This window comes from Cellulomonas sp. EB106-03-03-XG116 (assembly GCF_058792015.1).
In genome coordinates this window covers 1-25974 of the sequence record NZ_JBYTEP010000031.1, presented here as the reverse complement: position 1 = coordinate 25974, position 25974 = coordinate 1, and the positions used below count along the sequence as shown (strand labels likewise).

Annotated in this window: 24 protein-coding genes and 1 pseudogene; 15 read left to right on the top strand and 10 right to left on the bottom strand. The window is 79.4% G+C overall.

Annotated features, from left to right (window positions below; all coding sequences use genetic code 11):
- Positions 1–136 precede the first annotated feature (136 nt).
- Together AC3WUG_RS12475 and AC3WUG_RS12470 are read left to right on the top strand one after the other, a co-directional pair.
- The gene (locus tag AC3WUG_RS12475) at positions 137–2605 is read left to right on the top strand and encodes a glycoside hydrolase family 43 protein (protein ID WP_492327944.1); all 2469 of its coding nucleotides are present in this window, start codon (positions 137–139) and stop codon (positions 2603–2605) included.
- Positions 2606–2631: 26 nt separating this feature from the next.
- Entirely contained in the window at positions 2632–3402 is a 771-nt protein-coding gene (locus AC3WUG_RS12470) for a class I SAM-dependent methyltransferase (RefSeq protein WP_492327943.1), read from the top strand.
- 8 nt (positions 3403–3410) lie between these two features.
- On the opposite strand, the gene AC3WUG_RS12465 is transcribed toward AC3WUG_RS12470, so the two are convergent.
- The gene (locus tag AC3WUG_RS12465; RefSeq protein ID WP_492327942.1) at positions 3411–4163 is read right to left on the bottom strand and encodes a DinB family protein; all 753 of its coding nucleotides are present in this window, start codon (positions 4161–4163) and stop codon (positions 3411–3413) included.
- A 103-nt stretch (positions 4164–4266) separates the two neighbouring features.
- Complete coding sequence (locus AC3WUG_RS12460; protein ID WP_492327941.1) at positions 4267–5121, bottom strand: alpha/beta fold hydrolase; 855 nt, start codon at positions 5119–5121, stop codon at positions 4267–4269.
- Positions 5122–5291: 170 nt separating this feature from the next.
- On the opposite strand from AC3WUG_RS12460, the gene AC3WUG_RS12455 reads away from it, so the two are divergent.
- Positions 5292–6236, top strand: a complete 945-nt coding sequence (locus AC3WUG_RS12455) for a GGDEF domain-containing protein (RefSeq protein ID WP_492327940.1) — start codon at positions 5292–5294, stop codon at positions 6234–6236.
- A gap of 8 nt (positions 6237–6244) precedes the next feature.
- On the opposite strand, the gene AC3WUG_RS12450 is transcribed toward AC3WUG_RS12455, so the two are convergent.
- The 8 genes from AC3WUG_RS12450 to AC3WUG_RS12415 all read right to left on the bottom strand — a co-directional run bounded on the left by AC3WUG_RS12450 (position 6245) and on the right by AC3WUG_RS12415 (position 14421).
- Entirely contained in the window at positions 6245–7294 is a 1050-nt protein-coding gene (locus AC3WUG_RS12450; protein WP_492327939.1) for an NAD(P)/FAD-dependent oxidoreductase, read from the bottom strand.
- A complete protein-coding gene (locus AC3WUG_RS12445) occupies positions 7291–7836 on the bottom strand; it encodes an isoprenylcysteine carboxyl methyltransferase family protein (RefSeq protein ID WP_492327966.1) in 546 nt (181 codons plus the stop codon). Before AC3WUG_RS12445 ends, AC3WUG_RS12450 begins: the two co-directional genes overlap by 4 nt.
- A 5-nt stretch (positions 7837–7841) precedes the next feature.
- Complete coding sequence (locus AC3WUG_RS12440; RefSeq protein WP_492327938.1) at positions 7842–8921, bottom strand: type III polyketide synthase; 1080 nt, start codon at positions 8919–8921, stop codon at positions 7842–7844.
- Between the two features lie 77 nt (positions 8922–8998).
- Entirely contained in the window at positions 8999–9847 is an 849-nt protein-coding gene (locus tag AC3WUG_RS12435) for a UbiA family prenyltransferase (RefSeq protein ID WP_492327937.1), read from the bottom strand.
- Positions 9848–9969: 122 nt separating this feature from the next.
- Positions 9970–10644 carry a PAS and ANTAR domain-containing protein gene (locus tag AC3WUG_RS12430; protein ID WP_492327936.1) on the bottom strand — a complete coding sequence of 225 codons (675 nt, stop codon included), beginning with the start codon at positions 10642–10644 and terminating at the stop codon, positions 9970–9972.
- Between the two features lie 199 nt (positions 10645–10843).
- A complete protein-coding gene (gene dinB, locus AC3WUG_RS12425) occupies positions 10844–12079 on the bottom strand; it encodes a DNA polymerase IV (protein WP_492327935.1) in 1236 nt (411 codons plus the stop codon).
- A gap of 49 nt (positions 12080–12128) precedes the next feature.
- The gene (locus tag AC3WUG_RS12420) at positions 12129–12509 is read right to left on the bottom strand and encodes a hypothetical protein (protein WP_492327934.1); all 381 of its coding nucleotides are present in this window, start codon (positions 12507–12509) and stop codon (positions 12129–12131) included.
- Between the two features lie 37 nt (positions 12510–12546).
- Complete coding sequence (locus AC3WUG_RS12415; RefSeq protein WP_492327933.1) at positions 12547–14421, bottom strand: anthranilate synthase family protein; 1875 nt, start codon at positions 14419–14421, stop codon at positions 12547–12549.
- Between the two features lie 130 nt (positions 14422–14551).
- On the opposite strand from AC3WUG_RS12415, the gene AC3WUG_RS12410 reads away from it, so the two are divergent.
- The 12 genes and pseudogenes from AC3WUG_RS12410 to AC3WUG_RS12355 form a co-directional block, all read left to right on the top strand.
- On the top strand, positions 14552–14740 hold the full coding sequence (locus AC3WUG_RS12410; protein WP_492327932.1) for a hypothetical protein: 189 nt from the start codon (positions 14552–14554) through the stop codon (positions 14738–14740).
- A 64-nt stretch (positions 14741–14804) separates the two neighbouring features.
- Positions 14805–15128: an ArsR/SmtB family transcription factor gene (locus AC3WUG_RS12405; protein WP_492327931.1), complete on the top strand. Its 324-nt coding sequence runs from the start codon at positions 14805–14807 to the stop codon at positions 15126–15128.
- A complete protein-coding gene (locus tag AC3WUG_RS12400) occupies positions 15125–15514 on the top strand; it encodes a VOC family protein (RefSeq protein WP_492327930.1) in 390 nt (129 codons plus the stop codon). Before AC3WUG_RS12405 ends, AC3WUG_RS12400 begins: the two co-directional genes overlap by 4 nt.
- 189 nt (positions 15515–15703) lie before the next feature.
- Positions 15704–16099 carry a hypothetical protein gene (locus AC3WUG_RS12395; RefSeq protein ID WP_492327965.1) on the top strand — a complete coding sequence of 132 codons (396 nt, stop codon included), beginning with the start codon at positions 15704–15706 and terminating at the stop codon, positions 16097–16099.
- Between the two features lie 230 nt (positions 16100–16329).
- Positions 16330–17211, top strand: coding sequence for a manganese catalase (locus AC3WUG_RS12390; RefSeq protein WP_492327929.1), 882 nt, complete (start codon positions 16330–16332; stop codon positions 17209–17211).
- Positions 17212–17221: 10 nt separating this feature from the next.
- Entirely contained in the window at positions 17222–18100 is an 879-nt protein-coding gene (locus tag AC3WUG_RS12385) for a hypothetical protein (RefSeq protein ID WP_492327928.1), read from the top strand.
- An 89-nt stretch (positions 18101–18189) separates the two neighbouring features.
- Positions 18190–18633 carry a phage holin family protein gene (locus AC3WUG_RS12380; RefSeq protein ID WP_492327964.1) on the top strand — a complete coding sequence of 148 codons (444 nt, stop codon included), beginning with the start codon at positions 18190–18192 and terminating at the stop codon, positions 18631–18633.
- The gene (locus AC3WUG_RS12375; RefSeq protein WP_492327927.1) at positions 18626–19267 is read left to right on the top strand and encodes a DUF3618 domain-containing protein; all 642 of its coding nucleotides are present in this window, start codon (positions 18626–18628) and stop codon (positions 19265–19267) included. Before AC3WUG_RS12380 ends, AC3WUG_RS12375 begins: the two co-directional genes overlap by 8 nt.
- 160 nt (positions 19268–19427) lie before the next feature.
- Positions 19428–20426, top strand: coding sequence for an ABC transporter ATP-binding protein (locus AC3WUG_RS12370; RefSeq protein ID WP_492327926.1), 999 nt, complete (start codon positions 19428–19430; stop codon positions 20424–20426).
- 44 nt (positions 20427–20470) lie between these two features.
- Positions 20471–21187: an ABC transporter ATP-binding protein gene (locus AC3WUG_RS12365; protein ID WP_492327963.1), complete on the top strand. Its 717-nt coding sequence runs from the start codon at positions 20471–20473 to the stop codon at positions 21185–21187.
- Positions 21184–24465, top strand: coding sequence for a hypothetical protein (locus AC3WUG_RS12360; RefSeq protein WP_492327925.1), 3282 nt, complete (start codon positions 21184–21186; stop codon positions 24463–24465). The genes AC3WUG_RS12365 and AC3WUG_RS12360 overlap by 4 nt, the downstream gene beginning before the upstream one ends.
- A pseudogene (locus AC3WUG_RS12355) lies at positions 24462–25974 on the top strand (hypothetical protein); the annotation flags it as partial. The gene AC3WUG_RS12360 and the pseudogene AC3WUG_RS12355, both read left to right, overlap by 4 nt.

Genomic DNA, 25974 nt, shown 5'->3' with positions numbered 1-25974 from the left:
GAGACGGTAGGGGAGCGGGCACCCCCCTGTCCGCCGAACGACGGGTCGTCCTCGGCCGGATCGCCCGTCCGGGTGGCGGCTGCGCGCCCACGGGCGTAGAAGGGTGCTCCGGATCCACGAACGGCAGGAGCCTGCGATGGCGCAGCGCACCCCTCGGCCCCGGCACGCCGCGGGCAGGACCGGCGCGCGCGCCGTCCTCCCCGCCGCGGTCCTCGCGCTCGCGCTGGCGGGCGGCGTCGCGCCGGCCACGGCACCCGCCGCCGCGGCCCCGCCCGCGCCCCGCTCCGCGGAGGTGCCGGTGGGCGACGCCCGGTTCGCCCGGGGCGGTCCGACGGCGCCCGGCACGTCCACCAACCCGGTCAGCGCCGGCTTCGCCGACACGTTCGCCGACCCTGCGGTGATCCGCGGCCAGGACGGGTGGTGGTACGCGTTCGGCACGACCGACCCGCTGCGCTCCGGCGAGGACGCCCGGCACCTGCTGCCGGTCGCCCGGTCCGCCGACCTCGTCACGTGGGAGCACGTGGGCGACGCGTTCACCGAGGGCACCCTGCCGTCCTGGGCCGACACCGACCCGGCGCACCCGGCCGCGCTGTGGGCCCCCGACGTGCGGTACGTCGACGGCGAGTACCGGCTGTACTACGTGGTCACCGAGACCACGGTGACTCCGGGGACCGGGGACTCGGCCATCGGGGTCGCCACCGCACCCACGCCCACCGGGCCGTGGACCGACGCCGGCGTCCCGGTCGTCGCCCCGCGCCCCGGCGGGAGCGGCGCGCCCGACGACTTCCTGTGGACCTACGACCCGTCGCACGTCGTCGGCCCCGACGGGTCCGAGCACCTCGTCTACGGCTCGTACTACGGCGGCCTGTGGGTGACCGCGCTGGACGACACCGGGACCCGGGCGGTCGGGGACCCGGTGCAGGTGGCGGTCGACAACAAGTTCGAGGGCGCGTACGTCGTGCGGCGCGGCGGGTACTGGTTCCTGTTCGCGTCGACCGCGAACTGCTGCGCGGGCCCCACGACGGGGTACAGCGTGCAGGTCGGGCGATCGACGGAGGTCACCGGGCCGTACCTCGACCGCGAGGGCGTGCCCCTGCTGCAGTCCCGCGCGGGCGGCACGCCGGTGCTGGCGCAGAACGGGAACGCCTGGGTGGGCGCCGGCCACAACGCCGTCGTCACCGACCTGGCCGGGCGGGACTGGGTCGCGTACCACGCGATCGACCGCGCGCGCCCGTACCTGGACGGCACCGACGGCGTCAACCGGCGGCCGATGCTGCTCGACCGCCTCGACTGGGTGGACGGCTGGCCGGTGGTCCGGGCGGGCCGCGGGCCGTCGGACGACGCCCAGCCCGCGCCGGCCGCCGGCGGCCCCGCGGTCGCCGGGTTCGAGGACGGGCTCGGTGCCGGGTGGCGCGGCGACGCCTGGCGCACCGTCGGCGGCGACCCCCAGGGCGGCGGCCACGCCGTCGCGGTCGGCGCCGGCGCGCTGCTCACCCGGTCCCGGCTGCCCGGGCCCGTGCGGGTGGAGGCCGACGTGCGCCTGAACCCCGGGGCGTCCGGGGGCGTGGTGGCGGGCTTCGGCCTCGGGCGCGCGGGCACGACCGGCGGGTCGGCGGCCGGCCCGGGTCCCGCGGGGGTGCGCGGCGCGGCCCGGGCCGGCAGCGGCGTGAGCGCCGTGCTCGACCCCGCCGCCGGGGAGCTGGTGCTCCGGTCCGGGTCGGCGCGGGCGGCGGTGCCGCTGCCGCCCGGGGTCGACTGGTCCACCTGGCACGCGGTCGCGCTGGAGGTCGAGGGCAGGCTCGCACGGGCCGAGGTGAGCCAGGCCCGGCTCGGCGACCCGCTCGCCGTCGTGACGCTGGACCTGCCGCAGCGGCTCCGCCCCGGGGGCGCGGGCGCCGTGGCGCGGACCTCGGGGGTGCACGTCGACGACCTCAGCGCGGTCCCGCTCGCCCAGCCGGTCACCGACGTCGAGCCGCTGCCGCCGACGGGGACCCTGGTGGACGAGGTGACGTTCGACGGGGCGTCCGGCGACGACCCCGGGGCCGGCTGGACCGCGGTGCGGGACCCGGACGTGACGGTCGCCGACGGCGCGCTGGTCTGGCCGGTCGAGCAGGCCGACCTCACCGGCCCCACGAACGACGCGGGCGTGCTGCTGCGGGACGTCCCCGACGGCGACTGGACCGCCGAGACCGCGGTGGCCGTCGACCTCGGCACCGACGACGTGCGCAACTTCCAGCAGGCGGGGCTGGTCGCGTACGCGGGCGACGACGACTTCGCCCGGCTGTCGCACGTCGCGATCTGGAACACCCGGCAGACCGAGTTCGGCCGCGAGCTGCCGTTCGCGGGCCGGCTGTCCTACGGCGGGACGATCGTCGGGCCGCCCGGCGACACCACCTGGCTCCGGCTCGTGCACCGGACCGACGACGCGGGCGAGCACGAGGTGCGCGCGCTGACCAGCACGGACGGGCGGACCTGGGTCGCCGGCGGGGTCTGGACGTTCCCGCCGGGCACCGACCTGCGCGTCGGGCTGGTGGCGCACGGGTGGGACGGGGCGGCGCCGCGGGCGACGGCCTGGTTCGACCACCTGCGCGTCTGGGCGGACTAGCCCGCGTCCCGCGCGAGACTGGGCACGTGCACGACGACGCCGACCTCGCCCCGCCCGACGACGACCCCTGGACGGCCCTGGCCGACGACTGGGCGGCGGCGTGGGGCGGCTTCGCCGACCCGGCGCGCGCCGCGCTGCTGGACGCGGCCGGGGTGCGGGCGGGCACCCGGCTGCTCGACGTCGGCTGCGGGTCCGGGGAGCTGCTGGCGGACGCCGCGGCCCGGGGCGCCGCGGTGGCGGGCGCGGACGCCGCGCCCGGGATGGTCGCCCGCGCGCGGCGGGCCGCCCCCGGCGCGGACGTGCGGGAGGCGGACGCCGAGGACCTGCCGTGGCCGGACGGCGCGTTCGACGTCGTCGCGGCGGTGAACGTGCTGCACCTGGCCGACGCCGCCGCGGCCGCGGCGGAGGCGGCGCGGGTGCTGGCACCCGGCGGGGTGCTGGCGGTGTGCGGCTGGGCGGAGCGGGACCGGTGCGAGCTGGACGCGGTCGAGGCCGCCCTCGCGGCGGACGACGGCGACGAGCCCGGTCCGGAGGGGCCGCTGCGCCGGGAGGCGCCGGTGCGCGCGCTGCTGGCCTGCGCGGGCCTGGCCGTCGAGCGCGTCGCGCTGGTCGAGGTGCCCTGGGCGGCGCCCGACGCCGACGCCCTCGTGCGGGGGCTGCTCCTCGGCGAGGACGCGGCCGGCCTCGCGGAGCGCGGGCCGGTGGTGGTCGCGGCGGCGGCCCCCTTCCGGCGGCCGGACGGCTCGTACCGGTTCCGGAACGCGTTCCGGCTCGTCCTCGCCCGCCGTCCCCGCTGAGCGGGCGGTCACGGCCCCGCGGACGCGGCGACCACGGCCAGGTCGCGGACCGCGTACCGGTGGTGCTCCCACTCCTCCTCGAGGATCGTGTGCAGGCAGGAGAGCACCGTCTCCCGGTGCTCGGGGGCCCACGGGTTCGGCCGGGTCCCCGCGAGGTCCGCCGCGGTGACGCCCGCCAGGTGGTCGCGGACCATCGCCACGCGCTCCGCCCGCACCGCCAGCACCTCGTCCCAGGGCGGGGTGCCGTCCGCGAACACGGACGGGTCGTGACCGTCGGCCGCGTACTCCACGTTCGGCTGCCCGAGCGGGTGGTACGGCCGCTCGACGCCGAGCACGGCGCCGCGGAGCCAGGTGTCCGTCGCCATGACGAGGTGCCGCACCGTCTGCGCGAACGACCACTCGCCGTCGACGGACACGTCCACCGCGCCCGCGGGCAGCGCCGCGACGCGGTCGAGGGTGGCCGCCCAGGTCCGCTCCACCGCGGCCCACGCGGCGCGGAGGCCCTCGGGGTCCGCGGCGCGGCGCAGGGACCGCCCGGGGTACCGCCGGTCCAGCTCGGCGTCGACGTACGGCACCACGTCCACCCCGTTCACGAGCAGCGAGCCGCCGTCGAGCAGCCAGGGCGCGTCGATGTCCGCGCCGTCGATCTCGACGCCGCGCATCACGACGCCCGACAGGTCGGCGCGGACCAGCCGCGCCCCGCGCAGGTCGGCCTCGACGAGGTGCGCCCCGCGCAGGTCGCGCCGGTCGGTCGTGGTCATCTCGTCCCCCTCGGGTGCGGCGCGCCGGGTGACCAGTCAAGGCCCGCGGGGCGCCGGCGCGCCAGCCCCCACCACCGCCGGTGCGCCCGGTGGTGCGCGCCCGTCACCGGGGCGCGTGCTCCCGCAGGAACTCCCGGACGGCCGCCGCGGCCTCGGCGCTGTCCAGGTGCAGCCCGTGCCGGGCCCCGGCGACGGCGACGAGCCGGGCGCCCGGCACCGCCGCCGCCAGCCGCTCCGCGGACGCGAGGGCCGCCAGCCGGTCCTCGCTGCCGTGCACGACGAGCGCCGGCGCCGACACCGCCCCGAGGGAGCCGAGCGCGGCGTGCTCGGTGCTCGCCCGGTACAGGGCCCGCAGCGTCGGCCGGTCGGCGTCGAGGGCGAAGAACGTCCGCACCTCGTCGGGGTGCGCGGCGGCCCAGTCGTCGTCGAAGAACAGCCGGGTGCGCGCCGCGCCGTCGCCGGCGAGCAGCAGCCGGTGCGCCTCCGCGTCCCGGGGCACCCCGTCGGCGGCGCCGGCACTGGTGGCCAGGAGGACCAGCGACGCGACCCGGTCCGGCGCGTCCACCGCGAGCCACTGCGCGATCTTGCCGCCCATCGAGTGCCCGACGACCTGGGCCGTCGCCACGCCGGCCGCGTCCAGCACCGCGCGGACGTCCCGGGCGAGGTCGCGGGTCGTCAGGCCCTCGGGGACCCGGCCGCCCGGGCCCGGGTCCGTGCCGGCGACGCCGCGCTGCTCGGTCCGCAGCACCCGGAACTCCGCGGCGAGCCCGGCGGCGACCCGGTCCCAGCCGGCCATCGCGGTGGCCTGCCCCTGGAGCAGCAGGACGGGGCTGCCCGCGCCCTGCTCGCGCCAGTGCAGCCGCGTGCCGTCGTCGGCGGTGGCGCTGCGGTCGGCGGGGGAGGGCGCGGCGGGGGAGGCCGCGGCGGCGCGGGCGGGTCCCGGAGGTGCGGCGGTCACCCGCGCGACGGTAGCCGAGACGCCCGCCGTCGTCCGGGTGAGCCGCGCCCGGACGCCCCCGCCGCCGTTCGGGTGAGCGTGCGCGGCCCCGGCCCGACGGTGCGCGGCACGTCGCGGAGTTCACCCGTCCGCCAGCCGCGCCGCGCGCGCGGACACGGCACCATCGGGCCATGCCGACGGTGGAGCAGACGCCGCACGGGGACCTGCGCGTGCAGCTCGCCGTGGCGCTGCTGGTCGTCTCGGTGCTGACGGCGGTCGGCGGTCTGACGCCGGTCGACCCGCAGACGCCCACCGGCCGCTGGGCCGTCGCGGCGGCCGCGTACGCGGTCCTGGCGGTGCTGGCGGTGACGCTGCCCGCGCACCCGACGAGCACCGAGGTCGTGCTGGTCGCCGGCATCGTCGTCGCCGGCGGGGTGCTCGCGAGCTGCCGGGCGACCGAGGGCGTGGTCGTCCTCGCGCTCGGCGTGATCCTGGCGGGGCAGCTCGCCGCGTACGTGCTGGACACGCGCCGCGCGGCGGTCGTGGTGGCCGCCGCGGCCGGGACGATCGCCGTCGGCGCGTGGCTGGCGGTCGCGCCGGTGCACGCCACCAACATCGTCAGCATGGCGACGCTCTGCGTGCTGTCCTGCGTCCTGCTCGGGTGGCAGGGCCACCGGCTGCGCGAGGCCGGCGGCACCGACCACCTCACCGGGGCGCTGACCCGCGGGCCCTTCTACGCGCGGCTCGACGCGGCCCTGGGGCGGGCGCGCCGGCGCGGCGAGCCGCTGGGCGTCGTGGCGCTCGACATCGACGACTTCCGCCGGGTCAACGACGCGCACGGGCACCTCGGCGCCGACGACCTCATGGCCGACCTGGTCGCGCACTGGCACGCGGAGCTCGACCGCGCGGGGTTCGTCGGGCGGCTCGGCGGCGACGAGTTCGTCGCGGTGCTGCCGGGGCACGACGAGGAGGCGGCGCGGCGCTGGGCCGCGCTCGCCTGCGCCTGGACCCCGCTGCCGTGCAGCGCGGGCGTGGCGGTGCACCGGCCGGGGGACACGCCCCGGGACCTGCTGGCGCGCGCGGACGCGGACCTGTACGCGGACAAGCACGACCGGAAGGCGGGCGCCCGCCGGTAGCGCCGCGGTCAGCGGGCGAGGCGCTCGACCGCCCCGGCGAACACCGGCGGCAGCCGGACCGCCGCCGGCACGAGCACGCCGCGCAGGGGCGACGTCGCCACGGCCACCAGCGTGGACGTCAGCAGCCGGTAGTCCCGGGTCGCGGCCGCCCAGGCGCGCTCGTAGCCCGCGGGGTCGTCCAGGTGCGCGACGGCCGCCACCGCCTGGGCGAACCCGAGCCGCAGGCCCTCGCCGGTCAGCGCGTCCACGTAGCCGGACGCGTCGCCGACCAGCCGCACCCGGCCGGCGGTGCGCGCGCGGGTGCGCTGCCGCAGCGGGCCCGCGCCGCGGTCGGCGGCGTCGACGGGCGCCCCGTCGAGGCGGGCGGCCAGGGCGGGCATCGCGGCGAGCTCGGCGTCGACGTCGACCGGCGCGGGCCCGAGCAGCGCCACCCCGACCAGGTCCGGGCCGACGGGGGTCACGTACGCCTCGGCGCGCCGCCCCCAGTGCACCTCGACCAGGTCGGTCCACGGGGCGACCCGGTAGTGCCGGCGCACCCCGAACCGGCGCGCGGCGCGGCCCCGGTGCGCGGCGCGGACCCCGCGCGTGCTCTCCAGCCCGGCGAGCCGCCGGACCGTCGAGTGCAGGCCGTCGCACCCCAGCAGCCACCGGGCGCGCACCCCGGCGGCCGTCACGCCGTCCGCGTCCTGCGCGAGGTCGCCGACCCGCGCCGTCAGCCGCCCGACGCCCGCGGCCGCGGCCCGGTCCGCGAGCGCCGCGTGCAGCACGGTGCGGCGCACGCCGCGGCCCGGCGACCCGGCGAACCGGTGCTCGGCGCGCAGCTCGTCCCGCACGTAGGCGATGCCCGCGAGCGGCCGCCCCGCGGGGTCGACGTCCCACCGGCGCAGCAGGTCGACCGCCCGCGGCATCAGGCCCTCGCCGCACGCCTTGTCGACGGGCGTCCCGCGCGGCTCGACCACGAGCGCCGACAGCCCGGCGCGCCGGGCCTCCAGGGCCGCGGCGAGCCCGACGGGCCCGCCGCCGACGACCAGGACGTCGACGTCCGGGGTGGCGCTCACCGGCCCGGCGCGGGCACCGGCCCGCCGCCGCCCGTCGCCGCCGCGAGCGCGCGCTCCTCGGCGGGGATCCGGAACCCGAGGAGCAGCACGGCGTTGAGCACCGTGAACGCGAGGGCCGTGACCCAGGCGGTGTGCACGAGCGGCAGCGCGATGCCCTCGACGACCACCGCGACGTAGTTCGGGTGCGGGATCGACCGGTACGGCCCGCGGTCGACGAGCGGCAGGCCGGGCACCACGATCACCCGGGTGTTCCACCGGGGTCCGAGCGTCGCGATGCACCACCAGCGCAGCGCCTGGCTCGCCAGCACGAGGACCAGCGCGGGCCAGCCGAGCCAGGGCAGGAACGGCCGGTCGGCGCGGTGCGCCTCCAGCACGCAGGCCAGCAGCAGGCCGGTGTGCAGGGCGACCATCGGCGGGAAGTGCCGCCGCCCGGACTCGACGCCGCCCCGGGCGAACGACCACCGGGCGTTCCGCGACGAGACGACGAGCTCCGCCAGCCGCTCCAGGGCGGTCAGGGCGACCAGGACGTCGAACCACGCCAGCGAGCTCACGCGACCACCTCCGGCCAGCGCAGGGCGACCAGCTCGGCGCCGACCCCGGGGCCGAACGCCAGGACCGCGCCCAGCGCGCCCGGGTCGGGCGGCGGACCCGCGAGCACGTCGGCGAGCACGTGCAGCACGGCGGCCGACGACAGGTTCCCCGACCTGGACAGCGCGGCCCGCGAGCCGGCGAGCGCCTCGGGTGCGAGCCCGAGCGCGTCCTGCACGGCGTCGAGGATCTTCGGCCCGCCCGGGTGCACCACCCAGCGGGCCACGTCCGCGACCCGCGCGCCCAGCGGCTCGAGCAGCGCGGCGACGTCCGCGGCGGCGTGCGCGGCCACGGTGCCGGCCATGCCGCCGGACAGCACGATGCGGAAGCCCGTGCCGCCGACCTGCCAGCCGAGGTCGTGCTCGGTCCCGGGGTAGAGCGCGCTGCGGGCCCCGACGACCGCCGGGCCGTCCAGCCCGAGCGCCGCCGCGCGGCGGTCGCCCAGGAGGACCGCCGCCGCGGCGCCGTCGCCGAACAGGCCGCTGGCGACCAGGTTCGCGGTCGAGTCGTCGTCGTGCTGCAGCGTGAGCGAGCACAGCTCGACCGACAGCAGCACCGCGACCTCGTCGGGGTGGCCCGCCAGGTGGTCGTCGACCCGGGCGAGGCCCGCGGCGCCGCCCGCGCACCCGAGGCCGAAGCTGGGCACCCGCCGCACGTCGGGCCGCAGCCCGATCCGGCCCACGAGGAGCGCGTCGAGCGAGGGCGCGGAGACGCCGGTGACGGTGGTGAAGAACAGGTGGTCGACGTCGGCGGGCCGCAGGCCGACCGCGGCCAGCGCGTCGGTCACCGCCCGCGCGGCCAGCTCCAGGCCCTCGCGGAGGAACACGTCGTTGGTCTCGCCGAACGAGGTCAGCCCCGCGTACTTCTCGAGCGGGAGCACGGTGTGCCGGGTCGCGATGCCGCTGGACGCGTGCACCCGGTCGAGCAGGGCGCGCCGCCGGGGGTCCCGGGTGACCAGGCCCGCCACCTCCGCGGTGATCTCGGCCTGCGGGTAGACGTGCTCGGGGAGCGCGGGGGCGACGGCCGCGATGCGGGACATGCCCCGATGCTGCCCTCCGACCCTCGCGGCCGCGACCGGTCGGGGGATGGCCGTGCGCGACCGCCCCGCGGCGGCGGTCACCCCTGGACCACCAGCAGCACCACCGCGACGGCGGCGACCGCCATGGCCGCGCCGAACGGCCACCGGCTCGCGGGCCGGGCGAGCGCGACGGCGACCCCGGACGCGGCGAGCGCCGCCGCCAGGGCGAGACCCGCCGCCGCGACCGCCCCGGGCGCGCCCGGCGGGCCCAGCGCGACGACGACGACCGCCGCGAGCAGCACGACCGCCGCGCCGAACGCGGTCCGGCGCCGCCCCAGCCGGTGCGGCAGCCCGCGGACGCCGGTCGCGGCGTCGTCCTCCAGGTCGGGCAGCACGTTGGCGAGGTGCGCGCCGACGCCGAGCAGCGCCCCGCCGGCCGTCACCCACCAGGGCGCGAGCGCGTCGCCGCCCGGCACCCCGAGGGTCGCGACCGAGGGGAGCCCGCCGAACGCCACCGCGTACGGCAGCCAGGACCACGCGGTGGACTTGAGGCGGGCGTTGTACGCCCAGGCGGCCCCGACCAGCGCGAGGTGCAGCGCCGCGGCGGCCGGGCCGAGGGCGAGCGAGAGCAGCGCGCACGCGGCCAGCGCCGCGAGGGCCGCGCGCCGCAGCCCGGCGACCGTGACCGTCCCGGCGACCACCGGCTTGTCGGCCCGGCCCACCGCGAGGTCCCGGCCCGCGTCGATCCAGTCGTTCGACCAGCCGACGGACAGCTGGCCCGCCAGCACCGCGGCGGCGACCAGCGCCGCCCGCGCGGGGCCGGCGCCCGCCGCGCCGGCGGCGTAGGCGCCGGCGAACAGCGTGACGGCGAACGCCGGCGGGGCGTGCGCGGCGCGGACCAGCGCGACGGCGCGGCGCGCGGTCGTCGGTGCGGCTGCCGGCGGCATGGCCCTCCTCGCCCGGGGGACCCGCCGCGGCGGCGCGCCCGTGCAGCCGACGGTAGCGGCGGCGGGCGCAGGCGGCCCGGGCAGCGGGGCGGGTGGTGCCCGGTCCGGCGGGCCCGGCGGGCTCAGGCGCCGGGCGCGGCCCCGGCGGCGGTGCGGTGCGCGGGCGCGAGCAGGCCGTCGAGGAACTGCCGGACCCGGGCCGGGTCGTGCCGCAGCGTGGGCAGCGCGCCGACGATCGCGCGGGCGAGCACCCGGATCGGCACGTTCGCGTCGTTCGACGCCGCGCGCAGGACGAGGAAGGCGGCGGCGGGGTCGACCGCCTCGACGAAGGCCACCACCCCGACCGCCTGGTCGATGACGGACCGGCTCTGCGCGGCGGCGGCGATGGACACCGTGGCCGCGGCCTGCGCCCGGTCGTGGACCACGTCGGTCACGTCGACGAAGTAGCCGACCAGCTCCGTGGGTCCGCCGTGCGCGGCCGTGCCCTGCCCCGCGCCGACGACCGCGACCACACGTTCTCGCCCGCGGGCGTCGACGATCCGGTGCACGCACGAGAACGCCACGCCCGTCCGGCTCGCCTCGCCGAGCACCGCGACGGCGTGGTCCCGGTCCTCGGGGTGCTTGTGCGCGAGCAGCAGCTCCGTCGTGGGCACGACCTCGTGCGGGGCGAACCCGTGGATGGCGTAGACGTCGTCGGACCACCACCAGTGCTGCGTCTCGAGGTCGAGCCGGTAGGCCCCCGCGCGCGTGCGGGTCCCGAGCGCCAGTGCGCGCTCCGCTCCGGTGGTTAGGGTCATGGACGCCGCCCCCGTCGGGTGTCCGGTGCGGCGTGCGCGGGCGGTGGCTCCACCCCGGGCGCCGTTGTCCCGTCGACGGTACGCGTGCCCCCGCGATCCCGACACCCGGGAGCGGCGCACCCGGGCGAGCGCCGACGGCCGCGGTGACCCGGTGGCCGGCGGCCGGGTCCCGGGGCGCGCGGCGGGCGTCCCCGGGAGGTCACGCGTCGTCCTCCGGCTCGTCCGGCAGCGTCGGCACCTCGAGCCCCGTCCCGCGGCGCAGCAGCGCGCCGCGCACGAGCGCCCCGGAGCCGAACCGGTCCGCCACCGCGTCGACGGCGACGTCGAGCCCGTCCCGCGCCCCGCCGTCGAGGTCCAGCGCCGGCTGCCAGTGGTCGTCGGGCTCCAGGCCGGTGAGGGCCACGCCGACCAGCGTGATCCCGCGCTCGCGGAGCAGCGGCGCGGCCTCGTCGAGCAGCGCCACCGCCGCGGCCCCGATCTGGGCCCCGGACGCCGTCGCGAACGCGAACGACCGCGAGCGCGTGGCCTTCGTGTAGTCGGCGAACCGCAGGCGCAGCACCACCGTCCGTGCCAGGCGGTGGCCGCCGCGCATCCGGCGGCAGACCCGGTCGACCAGGCCCAGCAGCGCGGCGCGGACCTGCGCCGGGTCGTGCGGGCCGCGGCCGAGCGCGCGCTGGGCCCCCACGGAACCGCGACGGCGCCCGGTCTCGACGCGGTCGGGCGTCCGGCCGTGCACCACGGCGTGCAGGTGCCGGCCCATGGCCGGGCCGAGCGCGTGCTCCAGGACCGACCGGGGGAGCGCGGCCACGTCCCCGGCGGTCGCGAGCCCGAAGGCGTGCAGCTTCTCCGCCGTGACCGCGCCGACGCCCCACAGGACCTCGAGAGGGAGCGGGTGCAGGAACGCGTCCTCGCCGGCGGGGTCGACCAGGAGCAGCCCGTCGGGCTTGGCGACCCGGCTGGCCACCTTCGCGAGGAACGGCGTCCGGGCCACCCCGACCGTGATCGGCAGGCCGACCTCGTCCCGGACCCGGTCCCGCAGCCGCGCCCCCAGCTGCACCGGGGCGACGTCGATCCGGCGCAGGCCGCGCACGTCGAGGAACGCCTCGTCGATCGACACCCCCTGCACCGCCGGGGTGGTGTCCCGGAAGATCGCGAACACCGCCCGGCTGGCGGCCGAGTAGGCCTCGAACCGGGGCCGGACCACCACGAGCCCCGGGCAGAGCGACCGCGCCTGCCGCGCGCTCATCGCCGTGCGCACGCCGCGGCGCTTCGCCTCGTAGGAGGCCGCGAGCACCACCCCGCCGCCGACGGCCACCGGCCGGCCGCGCAGGCGCCGGTCGTCGCGCTGCTCCACGGAGGCGTAGAACGCGTCGAGGTCGGCGTGCAGGATCCCGGCGGTGGCGGCGGGCCCGGGGTCGGCGGCGGTGGCGGGCATGGAACACATGTTCGACCCGGGGTCCGACACGCCGCCGCCGGGGACCGGGCTAGATCGGCGGACCGTCCATCCGCGTCGCCAGCAGGCCGGAGCCGATCAGCGTGCCGAGGGCGGCCCCGCCGAGCCCGAAGCCGAGCGCCGCGACGTCGCCGAGCGCGATCAGCCGCACCAGGGACGAGACCAGGAGAGCGACGCCCCCGAGCAGCGCGCCGAGGCCGACCGCCGCCAGCGCCCCGTCCACGAACGTCGCGCGGCTCGCCCCCGGGTCGAGCAGCCAGCCCAGGCCGAGCGCGGCGGCCGCCGCGACCGGGAGCAGCAGAGCGCCCGGCGGGCGGCCGAACCAGCCGGGCACGAGCAGCAGCGCCGTGCCCGCCAGGGCCACCACGGCGAGCCAGCCGGAGGCGGTCGAGACGCCGGTGCGGGAGGCCATGGCAGGTCACGCTAGCGGGCGAGCGGCGGGTCCGCCGTCACCGCGGCGCCGGGCCGGTCGCCAGCGCGTGCCCGACGAGCCGGCGCAGCGTCGCCAGCCCGTCGGACGACAGCACGCTCTCCAGGTGCCCCTGCACCGACGCGACCCCGGGCCCGCGCAGCGCGTGCACCACCCCGGCCTCGTCGGCCGCCACCTCCAGGCCGAGCAGCGGGGTCCGGGTCGCCCCGGCGGGGCGGTGCGCGGCGAACGTGTTGTAGAACCCGATCGCGGCGCGCTCGCCGAACACGTCGACCGCGAGCCGCACCCCCTGGCGCGGCGCGGGCAGCGGCGCCACGAGGAGCCCGGCCTGGAGGGCGAGCACCTGGTGGCTGAGGCAGACCGCGAGCAGGGGGTCGCCGGAGGCGAGCCGCCGGGCGAGCAGCTCGTGCAGCCGCGCCACCCGCGGCTCGTGCCGGTGCCGCGCGTCGCCCGGGCCGGGACCGAGGACGAGCAGGTCGGTGCCCGGGTCGTCGGGCACGTCCTGCCACGGCACCACCCGGGCGTCGAGCCCGAGGTGCCGGAGCTGGTGGGCGAGCATCGTCGTGAACTGGTCCTCGGCGTCGACCACCAGGGCGGTGCGGCCCGCGAGCGCCGGGTCCGGCGCCACCGCCTGGGGCCGCAGCCAGAACGCGGCGAGCCGGTCGTTGCGGGACGCCAGGGCCGCCGCGACACCGGGCTCGTCCGCGAGCACCGGGGCGGGCGCCGCCGCGCGCACGGGGGCGAGGGCGCCGATCGCCGTCAGCACCCCGGCCGCCTTCGCGTGCGTCTCGGCGACCTCGCCGTCGGGGGAGGAGTGCCGCACGAGGGTGGCGCCCACGGGCACGGTGACCCGGCCGGCGTCGTCGAGGTACGCGGTCCGGATCAGGATCGGGGCGTCGACCGCGTACCCCGGCGCGCCACCCGGCCGGGTCGTGCCGTCCGGCTCGAGCAGGGCCAGCACGCCGGAGTAGTAGCCGCGGGGCGTCGTCTCGTGGCGCGCGATGACGGCGCAGGCGTTGCCCATCGGCGAGCCGGTCACGGTCGGGGCGAACATGGTCAGCCGCAGGACCTCGCGCACGTCGAGGTCCGTCCGCCCCTCCAGCACGTACTCGGTGTGCGTGAGCCGGGACATCTGCGCGAGGTACGGACCGAGGATCCGGCCGCCGTCCGGGCAGACGGCGCTCATCATCTTCATCTCCTCGTCCACCACCATGAACAGCTCCTCGCTCTCCTTGGTGTCGGCGAGGAACTCCAGCAGCTCCGCGCCGGTGGGCGGCTGCGCGCCGTGCCGGAACGTGCCGCTGATCGGGTTCATCCGGGCGACGCCGCCCGCGACGGACACGTGCCGCTCCGGGGTCGCGCCGGCGGCGGCGAGCCCGGGCGTGCGGACCGCGAACGTCCAGTACGCGCCCTGCTCGCGCTCCAGCAGCGCGCGCAGCCAGCCCAGCACCGCGGGCCCGGGGGCGGCCCCGGTCCGGGCCACGAAGTCCCGGCGCAGCACGAAGTTCGCGCCCTCGCCCCGGCCGATCTCGTCCTCGACCACGGTGCGCACCCGGTCCGCGTACGCGGCGTCGTCGACGTCGAAGCCCTCCGGCTCGACGGGGACGGCGTCCGGGAGCAGCGGCAGGGCCTCCGCGAGCGGCACCCGCTCGCGCTCGCGGACCAGCAGGCAGCGCAGCGGGGCGCCGTCGTCGTGCGCGGCGAAGCCCCGCTCGCGCACCTGGCGGAACGGCACGAGCGCGAGCACGGTGCCGCCGTCCAGCGGCACGTCGGCCAGCCGGTCGACGTCGAGGACGTCGCCGACGAGGACGTCGAGCCAGTCCGTGCCGCGGCGGTGCAGCACCGCGAAGCCGGTGGCGTCGTCGTCGAGCAGGGAGCGGAGCAGGGAGGTCATCGCGGGTGCCGTTCGGTCGGGGACCGGGTGGTCCCGCCGCGTCCGCGGACACGACCACCCGGCTCAGGGGCGGTCGTCGACGCGTCGAGGGTCCGCCTAGGAGGCGGGCCACCAGCTCTGCGTCGTGCACATGGGTGACACGGTACGGCACGGGAGGCCCGCCGGCCGTGGACCGCCCCGCGCGTTCGAGCCCGGAGGCGTCACCGGGGACCCGGTCCTGCGCGCCGCGGTGCAGCGGGTCGACGAGGCTCCCCGGGACCCGGTGACGGGGCTCGCGGCGGGCCTGGCCGGGGGCGTGGTGCGGCGCGCCACCGACTGAGCCCCCGCCGGTGGTCGGCCCGGGGGGCTTGATAGGCAACCCTCTGGTTGCCTATCGTGGTCGCGTGGACGAGGTGTTCCGGGCGCTGGCCGACCCGACGCGGCGGCTGCTCCTCGAGGAGCTGCGGCGGCGCGACGGCCAGACCCTGTTCGAGCTCTGCACCCGGCTGATCTCCGTCCACGACGTCGGGGTCACCCGGCAGGCGGTCTCCAAGCACCTGGGCGTGCTGGCGGACGCCGGCCTGGTCCGGACCACCCGCGCGGGGCGCACGACCGTGCACCGGCTCGACCCGGGGCCGCTCGCCGGCGTGGCCGGCTGGCTCGACGTGATGTCCGCACCCGCAGCCGCACCCGCAGCCCCACCCGCACCCACCGAGGAGTCCCCGTGATCATCACCACCGCCTCCGTGTTCGTCGACGACCAGGCCAGGGCGCTCGCGTTCTACACCGACGTCCTGGGCTTCCGCCCGAAGACCGACGTCCCGGTCGGCGCGCACCGCTGGCTCACCGTCGTGTCGGCGGGGGCCCCGGACGGCGTCGAGCTCCTCCTCGAGCCGGCGGAGCACCCGGCCGTCGGGCCGTTCCGTGCCGCGCTCGTCGCGGACGGGATCCCGTGGACGAGCTTCGGCGTGGCCGACGTGCGCGCCGAGCACGCGCGCCTCGAGGGGCTGGGCGTGCGGTTCGTCCAGCCGCCCACCGACGCCGGCCCGGTCGTCGTGGCGGTGCTGGACGACACCTGCGGCAACCTGATCCAGATCGCCTCGCCGGCCGCCTGACCCGCGCCCGCGGCCCGGAGCGCCCGGCAACCGCTCGCCCGAGGGGTCGACCACCCGCTCGCGGTGGTGGGCGCGCGCCGGGCGCCGCACGATGGCCGGGTGACCGACGACGCGACCCGGCCCCCGACCTTCGACCACCCCGCCGACCACCCCGCCGGCGGGTCCGCCGAGCGGCCCGACGCCGCGCACCTGCCCCCCGACGCCGTGGTCGAGGCCGTCGGCGGCGTGACCGCGGCGTTCGAGGTCGTCGAGCACGCCCGCGGGATGCTGTACGCCTTCCACCGCCTGATCGGCCGCGCCGACGCCGAGCTCGCCGACGCGCTCGACCGGCTCGCCGAGGCGGGCCACCCCGACGTCGCCGACGAGCTCCGGGCCGAGGTCGTCGGCCGCAACGTGCTCGAGGGGCGCTGGACGTTCCAGGTCGTCGAGGACTTCGACGACGGCTACTACCGCACGTTCGCCGACGCCGAGCGGCGCACCCGTGAGCGCCTGGTGGGCGGCCGGAAGCACGTCTACGAGTCGCAGCTGAAGGAGCGGAACCGCACCCACGGGCGCCCGGGGCACGAGGCGCGGCCCACCGCCTGACCGGCGGCGACCTCGCACGGCGGGGCACGGCGCGCAACCGCGCCCCCGAGAGGCGCGTTCACACGGACGGACCTAGCGTCGGGTCCAGGCGGTCCGCTACCGGGACCGCCCCGTGTCGGTGCAGCAGGGCGCCGGCGCACCGCCCGGTCCGGGCGGGCGCCGCCACCGGCACCTCCCGCGACCGAGCCTCCCGCAGACGACTGCCCCGAGCCCGGGGCGCGGAGGTCGCGATGTTCTTCCACCGTCAAGAGCTGCAGTTCAAGGCCACACCCGACAAGCCGGACGCCGTCTACGCCCGCAAGCTCCAGGAGGTCCTGGGCGGGCAGTACGGCGAGATCACGGTCGCGATGCAGTACGGGTTCCAGTCCTGGAACACGCACCTGCCCGGCAAGTACCGCGACCTGCTGTACGGCATCGGCGCCGAGGAGTTCGGCCACGTCGAGATGCTGGCGACGATGATCGCGCAGCTGCTCGAGAAGGCGCCGGTCGGGATCACCGAGGACGCCGTCCAGAAGGACCCGACCATCGCCGCGATCGTCGGCGGCACGGACGTCCAGCACGCGATCGTCGCCGGTGCGGGCGCCCGGCCGGTCGACAGCAACGGCAACCCGTGGAGCGCCGGCTACATCACCGCGAGCGGCAACCTGCTGGCCGACTTCCAGGCGAACGCGAACGCCGAGATGCAGGGCCGCGTGCAGGTGGCCCGGCTCTACCACATGACCGACGACAGCGGCGTCCGGGACATGCTCGCGTTCCTGCTGGCGCGCGACACGATGCACCAGAACCAGTGGATCGCCGCCGCGCGCGAGCTGCAGGAGGAGGGCTTCGAGGGCATCCCGACCCCGAGCAACTTCCCGATCGACCAGGAGCACCGCGAGGTGTCCTACCAGTACATCAACTTCTCGAACGGCACGGACGCGGACAAGGGCTCCTGGGCCTCCGGCCCGACCCCGGACGGCCTCGGCGAGTTCAGCTACGTCGCCGAGCCCCCGGCCGGCGTGCCGATGCCGCCGCCCACGCAGCCCGACCCGCGGCTGTACGGCACCACCCCGCTCCCGAACACGGCCGAGAAGGTCGCCGGGAAGCTCAAGGACACCTTCAAGAGCGAGTGAGGAGGACGCGATGAGCACGAACGACAGCGGCGCCGCCGCAGCGGTGGGCACCGCGAAGGAGCAGGCGTCCGGACTGGCGCACGCGGCGGCCGACAGCGGCCAGGGTGTGCTGCACGAGGCGAAGGACCAGGCGGCGGACGTCGTCCAGGAGGCGACGGGCCAGGCCCGGGACCTGCTGGGCGAGGCGCGCGCGGGCCTGACGAGCCAGGCGTCCGACCAGCAGGCGCGGGCGGCGTCCAGCCTCCGCTCGCTGGGCGACGAGCTGGGCCGGATGGCCGACGGCTCGGAGCAGGGCGGGCTCGCGGCGGACCTCGTCCGCCAGGTCGCGGGCCGCACCGGCTCCGTGGCGACGTGGCTCGAGAACCGCGAGCCGGGCGACGTGCTGGGCGAGGTCACCGACTTCGCGCGGCGGCGGCCCGGCGTGTTCCTGGCGATCGCGGCCGGCGCCGGCGTGCTGGCCGGGCGGCTGACGCGGGGCCTGAAGGACGCGCCGCCGTCGACGGGGTCGACCGGCTCCACCGGGTCCACCGGCTCGTCGCTGCCGGGCGCCACCACCGGCCTGTCCACGCCGACCGCGGGCTCCGCCGGCGGCTCGCCGGCCGCCACCACCGAGGACCTCACCCCGGCGCTCGCCGCCGCGGGCGGACCCGGCGTGGTCGCGGGCGGCACGGCCGAGGTGACCGACGTCGACGCCGAGTTCGACGGCGGCCAGCACCGCGAGCCGGGCCCGGCCGACGACGCCGGGTTCGCCTCCGAGGAGCAGGCGTGGGCGGCGGCGGGCGGCGACGCCCCGGTCGCCCCGACGCCCGGCCACCTCCCGACGACGGACGACCCGGGCACCGCGGGCGGCGACCCGCTGGCCGGCGTGCGCCGCGAGGACCAGCCGTGACCGGGCCGGGGGACCCGACCGTCGCCGCGGCCCCCGGCGCGGGTCCCGGCGGTGCGGGCACGGGTGGCACGGCGGGCGGCGTCCCTCCCCTGGGCGACGCCCCCGGGTCGGCGCCGGCGGGGACGGCACCGGCCGGGTCGGGCGGCGAGCGTCCGTCGCTCGGCGACCTGATCGGCAACGTCACGCAGGACCTGTCGGCGCTGGTGCGCCAGGAGGTCGAGCTGGCGAAGGCCGAGCTGACGCAGTCGGCGAAGCGCGCCGGCCGGGGCAGCGGGATGCTCGCCGGCGCCGGCGTCGCGGGGCACTTCGTGCTGCTGTTCGGCTCCATCGCGCTGTGGTGGGCGCTGGCCCACCCGCTCGGCCACGCCTGGTCGGCGCTGGTCCTGGCGGTCATCTGGGGCGTGATCGCGGCCGTGCTCGCGCTGCGCGGTCGCTCGGAGCTGCAGCGCGTCACGGGTGCGCCGCGCACGGCGGAGACGATGAAGAAGATCCCGAACGCCCTCAAGGGTGACGAGGAGGCGAACCATGAGTGAGAACCCGGACGAGATCCGCGCCCGCATCGAGGCGACCCGCGCGGACCTGAGCGCGAACGTCGACGCGGTGGGCGACGCCCTGGACCCGCGCCAGGTGGCGCACCGCCAGGCCGACAAGGTCCGCAGCACGGTCGGCTCGGTCCGCGACCGGGTCATGGGCACGGTGCACGACGCCCGCGACACGGTGAGCGGGGCGACGGGCAGCGCGTCGGGGTCGGCGCACTCGGCCGCCGGCTCGGCGAGGTCGGCGGCGCACGGGCTGGCCGAGGGCGTGCAGGGCGCGCCGTCGACGGTGGCGCGCCAGGCGCAGGGCAACCCGCTGGCCGCGGGCCTGATCGCGTTCGGCGTGGGCTGGCTCGCGGCGTCGCTGCTCCCGTCCTCGCAGAAGGAGCAGCAGGCGGCGCAGGCGCTCAAGGACCAGGCGCAGCAGCTGGCCCCGCAGGTCAAGGAGGCGGCGAGCCAGGTCGTCGACGAGCTGCGCGAGCCGGCGCAGCAGGCCGTCGACCAGGTGAAGGAGCGCGCCGCCGAGGCGGTCGGGTCCGTCAAGGAGCAGGGGACGCAGGCCGCGAGCGACCTGAGGGACCAGGCCCAGGACTCGGCCCAGGAGGTGCGGCAGGCGCCGCAGCAGGGCTGACGCACGCCGCCGACGCCGCCCCGGGTGCACCGCGCCCGGGGCGGCGTCGCGCCGTCGGCCGCATCCCCGGCGCCGGCGCGCGCGGGTGACGACCCCGGCGCGCCGGTGACGTGCGGCGACGCACGGGGTACAGTCCCGCCGTCGTCCGAGGAGGGGCACCGTGCAGCGCAGCATCGTGGAGGAGCTCGGCGAGCGGCTCGGCGCGCCCGGGGAGTTCGGGAGCGAGGCCCTCGTCGCCTGCGACGCCGTTGTCCGGATCTTCCGGTCCGGCGGCGTCGAGGTGCAGGCCCTCCAGGGCCTCGACCTGCTGGTGCACGCGGGGGAGATGGTCGCCGTCGTCGGGGCGTCGGGGTCCGGCAAGTCCACCCTGCTGCGCATCCTGTCCGCCGCCGACGCGCCGAGCGCCGGGCGGGTCCGCGTGGGACGGTGGGACCTCGGGGCGCTGAGCGCCCGGGACCGCGTGACCTACCGCCGCACCGTCGTCGGGACCGTCCGGCAGCAGACCGCGCGCAACCTCGTGCCGTACCTCACCGCGCGGCAGAACGTGGCGCTCCCCCTCACCCTCGCGGGGGCGTCGCGCGGGGAGCGGGTCGCGCGCGTGGGCGAGCTGCTGGAGCTGGTCGGGCTCGCCGACGCCGGCGGCCGCCGCCCCGCCGAGCTGTCCGGGGGCGAGCAGCAGCGGGTGGCGATCGCGGTCGCGCTGGCCAACCGGCCCCGGCTCCTGCTCGCCGACGAGCCGACGGGCGAGCTCGACACCGCGACCGGGCAGCAGGTGTTCGACGCGCTGCGCGCCGCCCAGCGGGACGCGGGCACGACCGTCGTGGTCGTCACGCACGACCCGGCGGTGAGCGGCCAGGTGGAGCGCACGGTGGCGATCCGGGACGGACGGACCAGCAGCGAGGTGCTGCGGCGCGCGCACGTCGGCGAGGACGGCGCCGCGGCCGTCGTCGCCGAGGAGTACGCGGTCATGGACCGGGCCGGCCGGGTGCAGGTCCCGCGGGAGTACCGGGAGGCGCTCGACCTCACCCGGCGCGTCCGGCTCCAGCTCGAGGCGGACCACGTCGCGGTGCGGCCGGACGGCTCCGCGGCCCCCGGTGGGCCCGGCGGCCACGGCGGCCCCGACGGGCCGGCCCGGCGTCGTCGGCACGGTGCCGCGTGACGGGCGGGTCGACCGCGGCCGCCGGGGCCGGGGCGGACGAGGCGGTGCTGCGGTCCGGCAGCCCGGGTCCCGCCGCCCCCGGCACGGCGCCGCTGGTCCGCGTCCGCGGCGTGCACCGCACCTACGGCTCGGGTCGCGCGGCCGTGCACGCGCTGCGGGGCGTCGACCTGGACGTGGCGCCCGGCGAGCTCGTCGCCCTGGTCGGCCGGTCGGGCTCGGGCAAGACGACCCTGCTCAACGTCGTCGGCGGGCTGGACCGGCCGGACGCCGGGACGGTGCACGTCGACGGCACCGACGTGACCACGCTCGACGCCGCAGGTCAGGTCCGGATGCGCCGGGACGTGGTGGCGTTCGTGTTCCAGACGTTCGGGCTGGTCCCGGTGCTCAGCGCGGCGGAGAACGTCGCCGTGCCGCTGCGGCTGCGCGCGCTGCCGGTCGCCGACCGCGAGCGCCGGGTGGCCCTGCTGCTCCGGCTCGTGGGGCTGGACGGGCACGCCGGGCTGCGGCCGGACGAGCTGTCCGGCGGCCAGCAGCAGCGCGTCGCGATCGCCCGCGCCCTCGCGGGCTCGCCCCGGCTGCTGATCGCCGACGAGCCCACCGGCCAGCTCGACACCGAGACCGGCCTGGCGGTGATGGCGCTCATCCGGGCGGTCGTCGAGGCGGAGGGCACGGCGGCGGTCGTCTCGACCCACGACCCGGTGATGATCGGCCTGGCGGACCGGGCGGTCCGTCTGGTCGACGGGCGCGTGCTGCCCGCATGACCGCGGCCTGGGCCCGGGAGGTGCCCGCGCTGGCGCTGCACCGCGCCCGGGCGCAGGCGCCGCTGCTCGCGGCCGTGACCGCGACGGCGCTGGTCGCGCTGACGGTCCTCGCCGCCTGCGGGCTGCTCCTCACCGCCGGCCGCCGGGACGCGCTGGACGCCGCGCTCGCCGCCGCGGGGACCAGCGGGACCCAGGTGGTCGTCCGGCTCGTCCCGCCCGTCGGGGCGGACGCCGCCGAGGCCGCCGCGCTGGAGCCCGAGGTGGCGGCCCTCGTCGCCGACGCGCTCGCGCCGCTGCCCGCGACCCCGACCACCTGGACCGAGTCGCCCCTGCTGGCGCTGCCCGGCGACGGCTCGGCGGGCCCGGGCTACGCGTACCTGACCGACGCCGCGGACCTCGCCGACGCCGCCCGCCTGGTGGCGGGCTCCTGGCCCGCGCCCGCCGGGGAGGCGCGGGAGGCCGCGGCGGCTGCGGGCGGGGGCGCTGCGGTCGACGTCGCGGTGCCCGAGGCCACCGCCGCCGCGCTGGGTCTCACGCCGGGCGACACCGTCGACCTGACCCCCTCGCCGGACGCGCCCGCGGCGGCGCCGCGCACGACCGTCCGGGTGGTGGGGGTGTTCCAGCCGCTCGGCCGGGGCGACCCCGGGACGCCGGTGTGGCAGCGCGACCTGCTCGGGGGCGCCGGGGTCGACCCGGAGCACCCCCGGCCGGGCACCTCGGGCCGGAAGCTGTCGCCGGCGTACGGGCCCCTCGCGGTCGCCCCCGGCTCGCTGCCCGCGGCCGGGACCGGCGTCGGGGTCGTGACCGTGACGCTGCGGCCGGGGACCGCCGGCGTCGCGGTCGCGGCCCTGCAGGCGGCGGGCCGGGACGTCGCCCGGTTGCGTCCCGCGGTCGCGGACGCGCTCGGCGAGCGCGTCGACCGCGCGGTGGTCCGCACCGCCTTCCCGGCGACGGTCCGCGCGGTGGCGACCCAGCACGCCGTGGCGGGGGCCGCGGCGCTGACCGCCGGGCTGGTCGGCGTCGCCCTGGCGGCGGCCGCGCTGCTGCTCGCCGGCCGGCTGCTGGCGGCGCGCCGCGCCCCGGAGCGCGCCCTGCTGCTCGACCGCGGGGCGGCCCGGCGCCAGCTGCTCGGCCTGGCGCTCGCCGAGGCGGCGGCGGTCGTGGCGGTCGCGGCGGCGCTGTCCGTCCCGCTCGGGCTGGCGGCGTACCGCGCGCTGACGGCGGTGCCGCTGGTCGCGCGCTCGGGCGTCGGGGCCGCGGACGGCGTGCCGGCGTCGCTCGTGGCGACCGTCGCCGCCGGCGCGGCCGGCCTCCTGGTGGCGCTCGTCGCCCCGGCGACGCGGCCCCCGGGCGCGCGGCGCCGCGGGGGCGCCGCGTCGCGGCTGGCCCGGTCCGGCGGGGACCTGCTGCTGGTGGCCGTCGCGGTGCTCGCCGCGGTCCGGCTCCGCGCCGGCGGTGCCACCGACGCGGTCCGGGTCCTGGCGCCCGTCCTGGTGCTGGTGGCGGCGTCGGTGGTCGTACTGCGGGTCGTGCCCCCCCTGGCGCGGCCGGCGGAGCGCGCCGCGCGGCGGTCGCGAGGGTTCGTGCTGCCCCTCGCGGCCCTCGACGTGGCCCGCCGGCCCCGGGCCGCCGTCGCGCTGCTGCTCCTGGTGCTCGCCGCCGCGGGCGCGACGTCCGGCGCGGGGTGGGCGGCGACCTGGTCCCGGTCCCAGGCCGAGCAGGCGGAGGCGCTGGTGCCCGCGGCGGTGGTCGCGGCCGACGTGCCGGGCTCGCCGACCGCGCAGGGCGCCCTGGTCCGGTCGGCGGCCGACGGCGCGGCGCTGCCGGTGACCGACCGGGTGACCGGGTTCGGGACGCTCGCGGTGTCCGGGCCCGAGGACGCGGAGCCCCGGCTGCTCGCCGTCGACACCGGGGCCGCGGCGCTGGCCGGGCGGCTGCCCGACGGCACGTCGTGGGCCGGGCTCACGGCGGGGCTCGCCCCGCCGGACGACGAGCTCGCGGCGGCCCTGCCGTTCGCCGCCGGCGGCGGGGACCTGGCGGTCCGGGTCTCGGGGACGACCGGCAGCACCTACCCGATGGCGGTGACGCCGACGCTCGTGCTCGACGACGGGCACGGGGTGCGGGTGCGGGCCGTGGGGGAGCGGGTGCCGCTCGACGGCGCGGAGCGCACGGTGCGGCTGACGACGCCGGGCGGCTTCTCGGCGCCCGACGGGGGTGCTCGGGTGCTCGCGGTCGCGCTGCAGGTGGCGACCGACGCCGTGCTGGACGAGGGCGTCGGCGGGCTGGCGGACGTGGACGTCGCGGTGGGGTGGGACCGGCCGCCGGGCACCGACGAGCCGGCGGCCGGTCCGGACGGGTGGTCCGCGCGTCCGACCGGCGCCACGCTCCGGAACCAGTCGCTCGCGGACCCGGCGGTGACCGTGGCGCCGGGGCTGCTGCGCGGCGCGGCCGAGGTCGACGTGTCGCGCGCGTCGTACCTGCCGACCGTGCTCGTGCTGACGGCGTTCTCCCCGGTGGCGGAGCTGCCGGTGGTGGTGACCCAGGACCTCGCGGCCGACGCGGGGCTGGCGCCCGGCGACGCGCTCCAGGTCGCGGTCGGCGGGACCGCGCTGCCCGCGACCGTCGCCGCCGTCGCCCCGTACCTCCCGGGCGCGGTCGACGGGCCCGCGGTGCTCGCGGACCTGCGGATGCTGTCCCGGGTCGCGGTCGGGGAGGCCGAGACGGCGTCGCTGGTGGACGCGTGGTGGCTGCCCGCGGGCGGTGACGTGGCGGCGCTGCGGGACGCGGGCGCGGGCGTGACGTCGCGGGCCGAGGTCGCCGAGGACCTCCGGGGCGGGCCGCTGCGGGTCGGGGTCCTCGCGGCGCTCGGGCTGCTCGTCGTCGCCGCCGTCGCGCTCGCCCTCGTCGGCACCGCCCTGCACGCCGCCGAGACGGCCGAGGACCGCGGCCCGGAGGTGGCGCGGCTGCTCGCCGTCGGCGCGGCCCCGCGGGCGGTGGCCGGCACGCTGCTCGTGCAGCACGTGGTGGTGGACGTCCTCGCCGTGGCCGCGGGCACCGCCGTGGGGGCGGTCGCGGTCCGGGCGCTCGCGCCGGCGCTGACGATCTCGGCGACCGGGGGCAGGCCCGTGCCCGGGGCGCTGGCGGTCTGGTCCTGGCCCGTCGCGGGCGGGATCGCGACGGTGCTGCTCGCGGGGTCTGCGGCGGTGGTGCTGCCGGTCGTGACGGGCCTGGTCCGGCGCGCGTCCGCCGCGCACCTGCGGCTCGGGGACGCCGGGTGACCGGCCGGCACCGCACCCGCGCCGGGCGGCGCCGGGCGGGGCTCGACCTCGGCACGCTCCCGCGGCGCGCCGCTGCGCAGGCGGGCCCGCTGGCGCTGGTGGCGGTGCTGGTCGCCCTCGTGGTGGCGCTGGCGGTGGCGGTGCCCCGGGCCGTCGCGCGGGTGTCGGACGCGGCGGTGCGGACCGCGGTCGCCCGGGCCGGTGCGGACGCGGACCTGGTGGTGACGACGCCGACGGCGTTCACCGAGACCGGGCAGGGGTACGACGGCTCGGCCGGGCTCGCGCGGCAGGCGGCGGACCAGATCGCCGCCGGGCTGGCCCCGCGGCTCGGCGACGTGCTGCGCCTCCCCGTGGTCTCGACGGCGACGGCGCCGCTGCAGCTCGCGGTGGACCCGGACGACCGCGCCGCGCCCACCGGGGAGGCGACCCTCCGGCTGGTGTGGACCCCGGCGGAGGGCGCGGTGACGTGGGTGTCCGGGGCGGAGCCGGTGGTCCCGCCCCCGTTCCCGGCGCCGGGGGCCGACGGCGGCGCCGGGGACGGGGGCGCGCCCGTCCCGCCGGAGCCGGTGCAGGTCGGGCTCTCCGAGGCGGTGGCGCGCGCGGTCGGCGCGACGACCGGCGACCCGCTGCACCTGACGGCGTCCGACGGCGGGCCGGTCGAGGCGGTGGTGTCGGGGGTGTTCCGTCCCGCGGACCCGGGCGCCGCGACGTGGCACGACGCGCCCGACCTCCTCGACCCGCGCGTGTCGACGACGGGCCCCGCCACGACCACCGACGCGGCCGCGCTGCTCTCGGACGAGTCGCTGGCCGCGGCGGTGGCGGCGGTGGGCCCGCGGGAGGTGCAGCGCACCGTCCGGGTCGCCCTCGAGCCCGCGCGGGTGGGCGTCGCGGCCGCCGACCGGGTGCTCGCCGAGCTGCCGGCGCTGCAGGCCTCGCCCGGCACGATCGGCTGGGGTGCGTCCGGCGGGTCCCTGCACTCGAGCGCGGTGGGCGTGCTCCGGGCGGCGGCCGCGGACCTCGCGGCCGCGCGGGCCGCCGCGACGTCGCTCGTCGTGGGCGGGGTGGGCGTGGGTGCGCTGCTCGTCGTCCTCACCGCGGGGCTGCTCGCCGGGCGCCGGGCCGGCGAGCTCGCCACCCGGCGCGCCCGGGGTGCGGCGCTGCCCGCGCTGGCCGTCGAGCTCGGGGTCGAGGCGGTCGTCGTCACCGGGGTGGGTGCGCTGGCCGGCGTGGTCCTGGCCGGTGCCGTCGTGCCCGGGGCGGTGCCCGTCGGGGCCGTGCTCGCCCTCGCGGGGCTCGCCGCGCTCGCGCCGCCCGTCGCGGCGCTGCGCGTCGCGCACGGTGCGGCGGACCCCGGCCGGCGGCGGCGGGCCGGCGACCGGGCCGGCCGCGGGGCCGACGCCCGGGGCCGGCGGCTGGCCACGGAGCTCGCGCTGGCGGCGCTGGCGGCGGGCTCGGTCGTGGCGCTGCGCGCGGGCGCGGCGGGCGGCGCCCCGGGAGCCGGGACCGGCG

Bases quoted from the DNA above. Each gene is read 5' to 3' on its own strand.
- AC3WUG_RS12385 (WP_492327928.1), top strand. From the start codon at position 17,222: ATGAGCACGAACGACAGCGGCGCCGCCGCAGCGGTGGGCACCGCGAAG.
- dinB (WP_492327935.1), bottom strand. From the start codon at position 12,079: ATGCCCGCCACCGCCGCCGACCCCGGGCCCGCCGCCACCGCCGGGATC.
- AC3WUG_RS12475 (WP_492327944.1), top strand. From the start codon at position 137: ATGGCGCAGCGCACCCCTCGGCCCCGGCACGCCGCGGGCAGGACCGGC.
- AC3WUG_RS12415 (WP_492327933.1), bottom strand. From the start codon at position 14,421: ATGACCTCCCTGCTCCGCTCCCTGCTCGACGACGACGCCACCGGCTTC.
- AC3WUG_RS12465 (WP_492327942.1), bottom strand. From the start codon at position 4,163: ATGACCACGACCGACCGGCGCGACCTGCGCGGGGCGCACCTCGTCGAG.
- AC3WUG_RS12390 (WP_492327929.1), top strand. From the start codon at position 16,330: ATGTTCTTCCACCGTCAAGAGCTGCAGTTCAAGGCCACACCCGACAAG.
- AC3WUG_RS12410 (WP_492327932.1), top strand. From the start codon at position 14,552: ATGGGTGACACGGTACGGCACGGGAGGCCCGCCGGCCGTGGACCGCCC.
- AC3WUG_RS12375 (WP_492327927.1), top strand. From the start codon at position 18,626: ATGAGTGAGAACCCGGACGAGATCCGCGCCCGCATCGAGGCGACCCGC.
- AC3WUG_RS12420 (WP_492327934.1), bottom strand. From the start codon at position 12,509: ATGGCCTCCCGCACCGGCGTCTCGACCGCCTCCGGCTGGCTCGCCGTG.
- AC3WUG_RS12435 (WP_492327937.1), bottom strand. From the start codon at position 9,847: ATGCCGCCGGCAGCCGCACCGACGACCGCGCGCCGCGCCGTCGCGCTG.
- AC3WUG_RS12440 (WP_492327938.1), bottom strand. From the start codon at position 8,921: ATGTCCCGCATCGCGGCCGTCGCCCCCGCGCTCCCCGAGCACGTCTAC.
- AC3WUG_RS12430 (WP_492327936.1), bottom strand. From the start codon at position 10,644: ATGACCCTAACCACCGGAGCGGAGCGCGCACTGGCGCTCGGGACCCGC.
- AC3WUG_RS12360 (WP_492327925.1), top strand. From the start codon at position 21,184: ATGACCGCGGCCTGGGCCCGGGAGGTGCCCGCGCTGGCGCTGCACCGC.
- AC3WUG_RS12455 (WP_492327940.1), top strand. From the start codon at position 5,292: ATGCCGACGGTGGAGCAGACGCCGCACGGGGACCTGCGCGTGCAGCTC.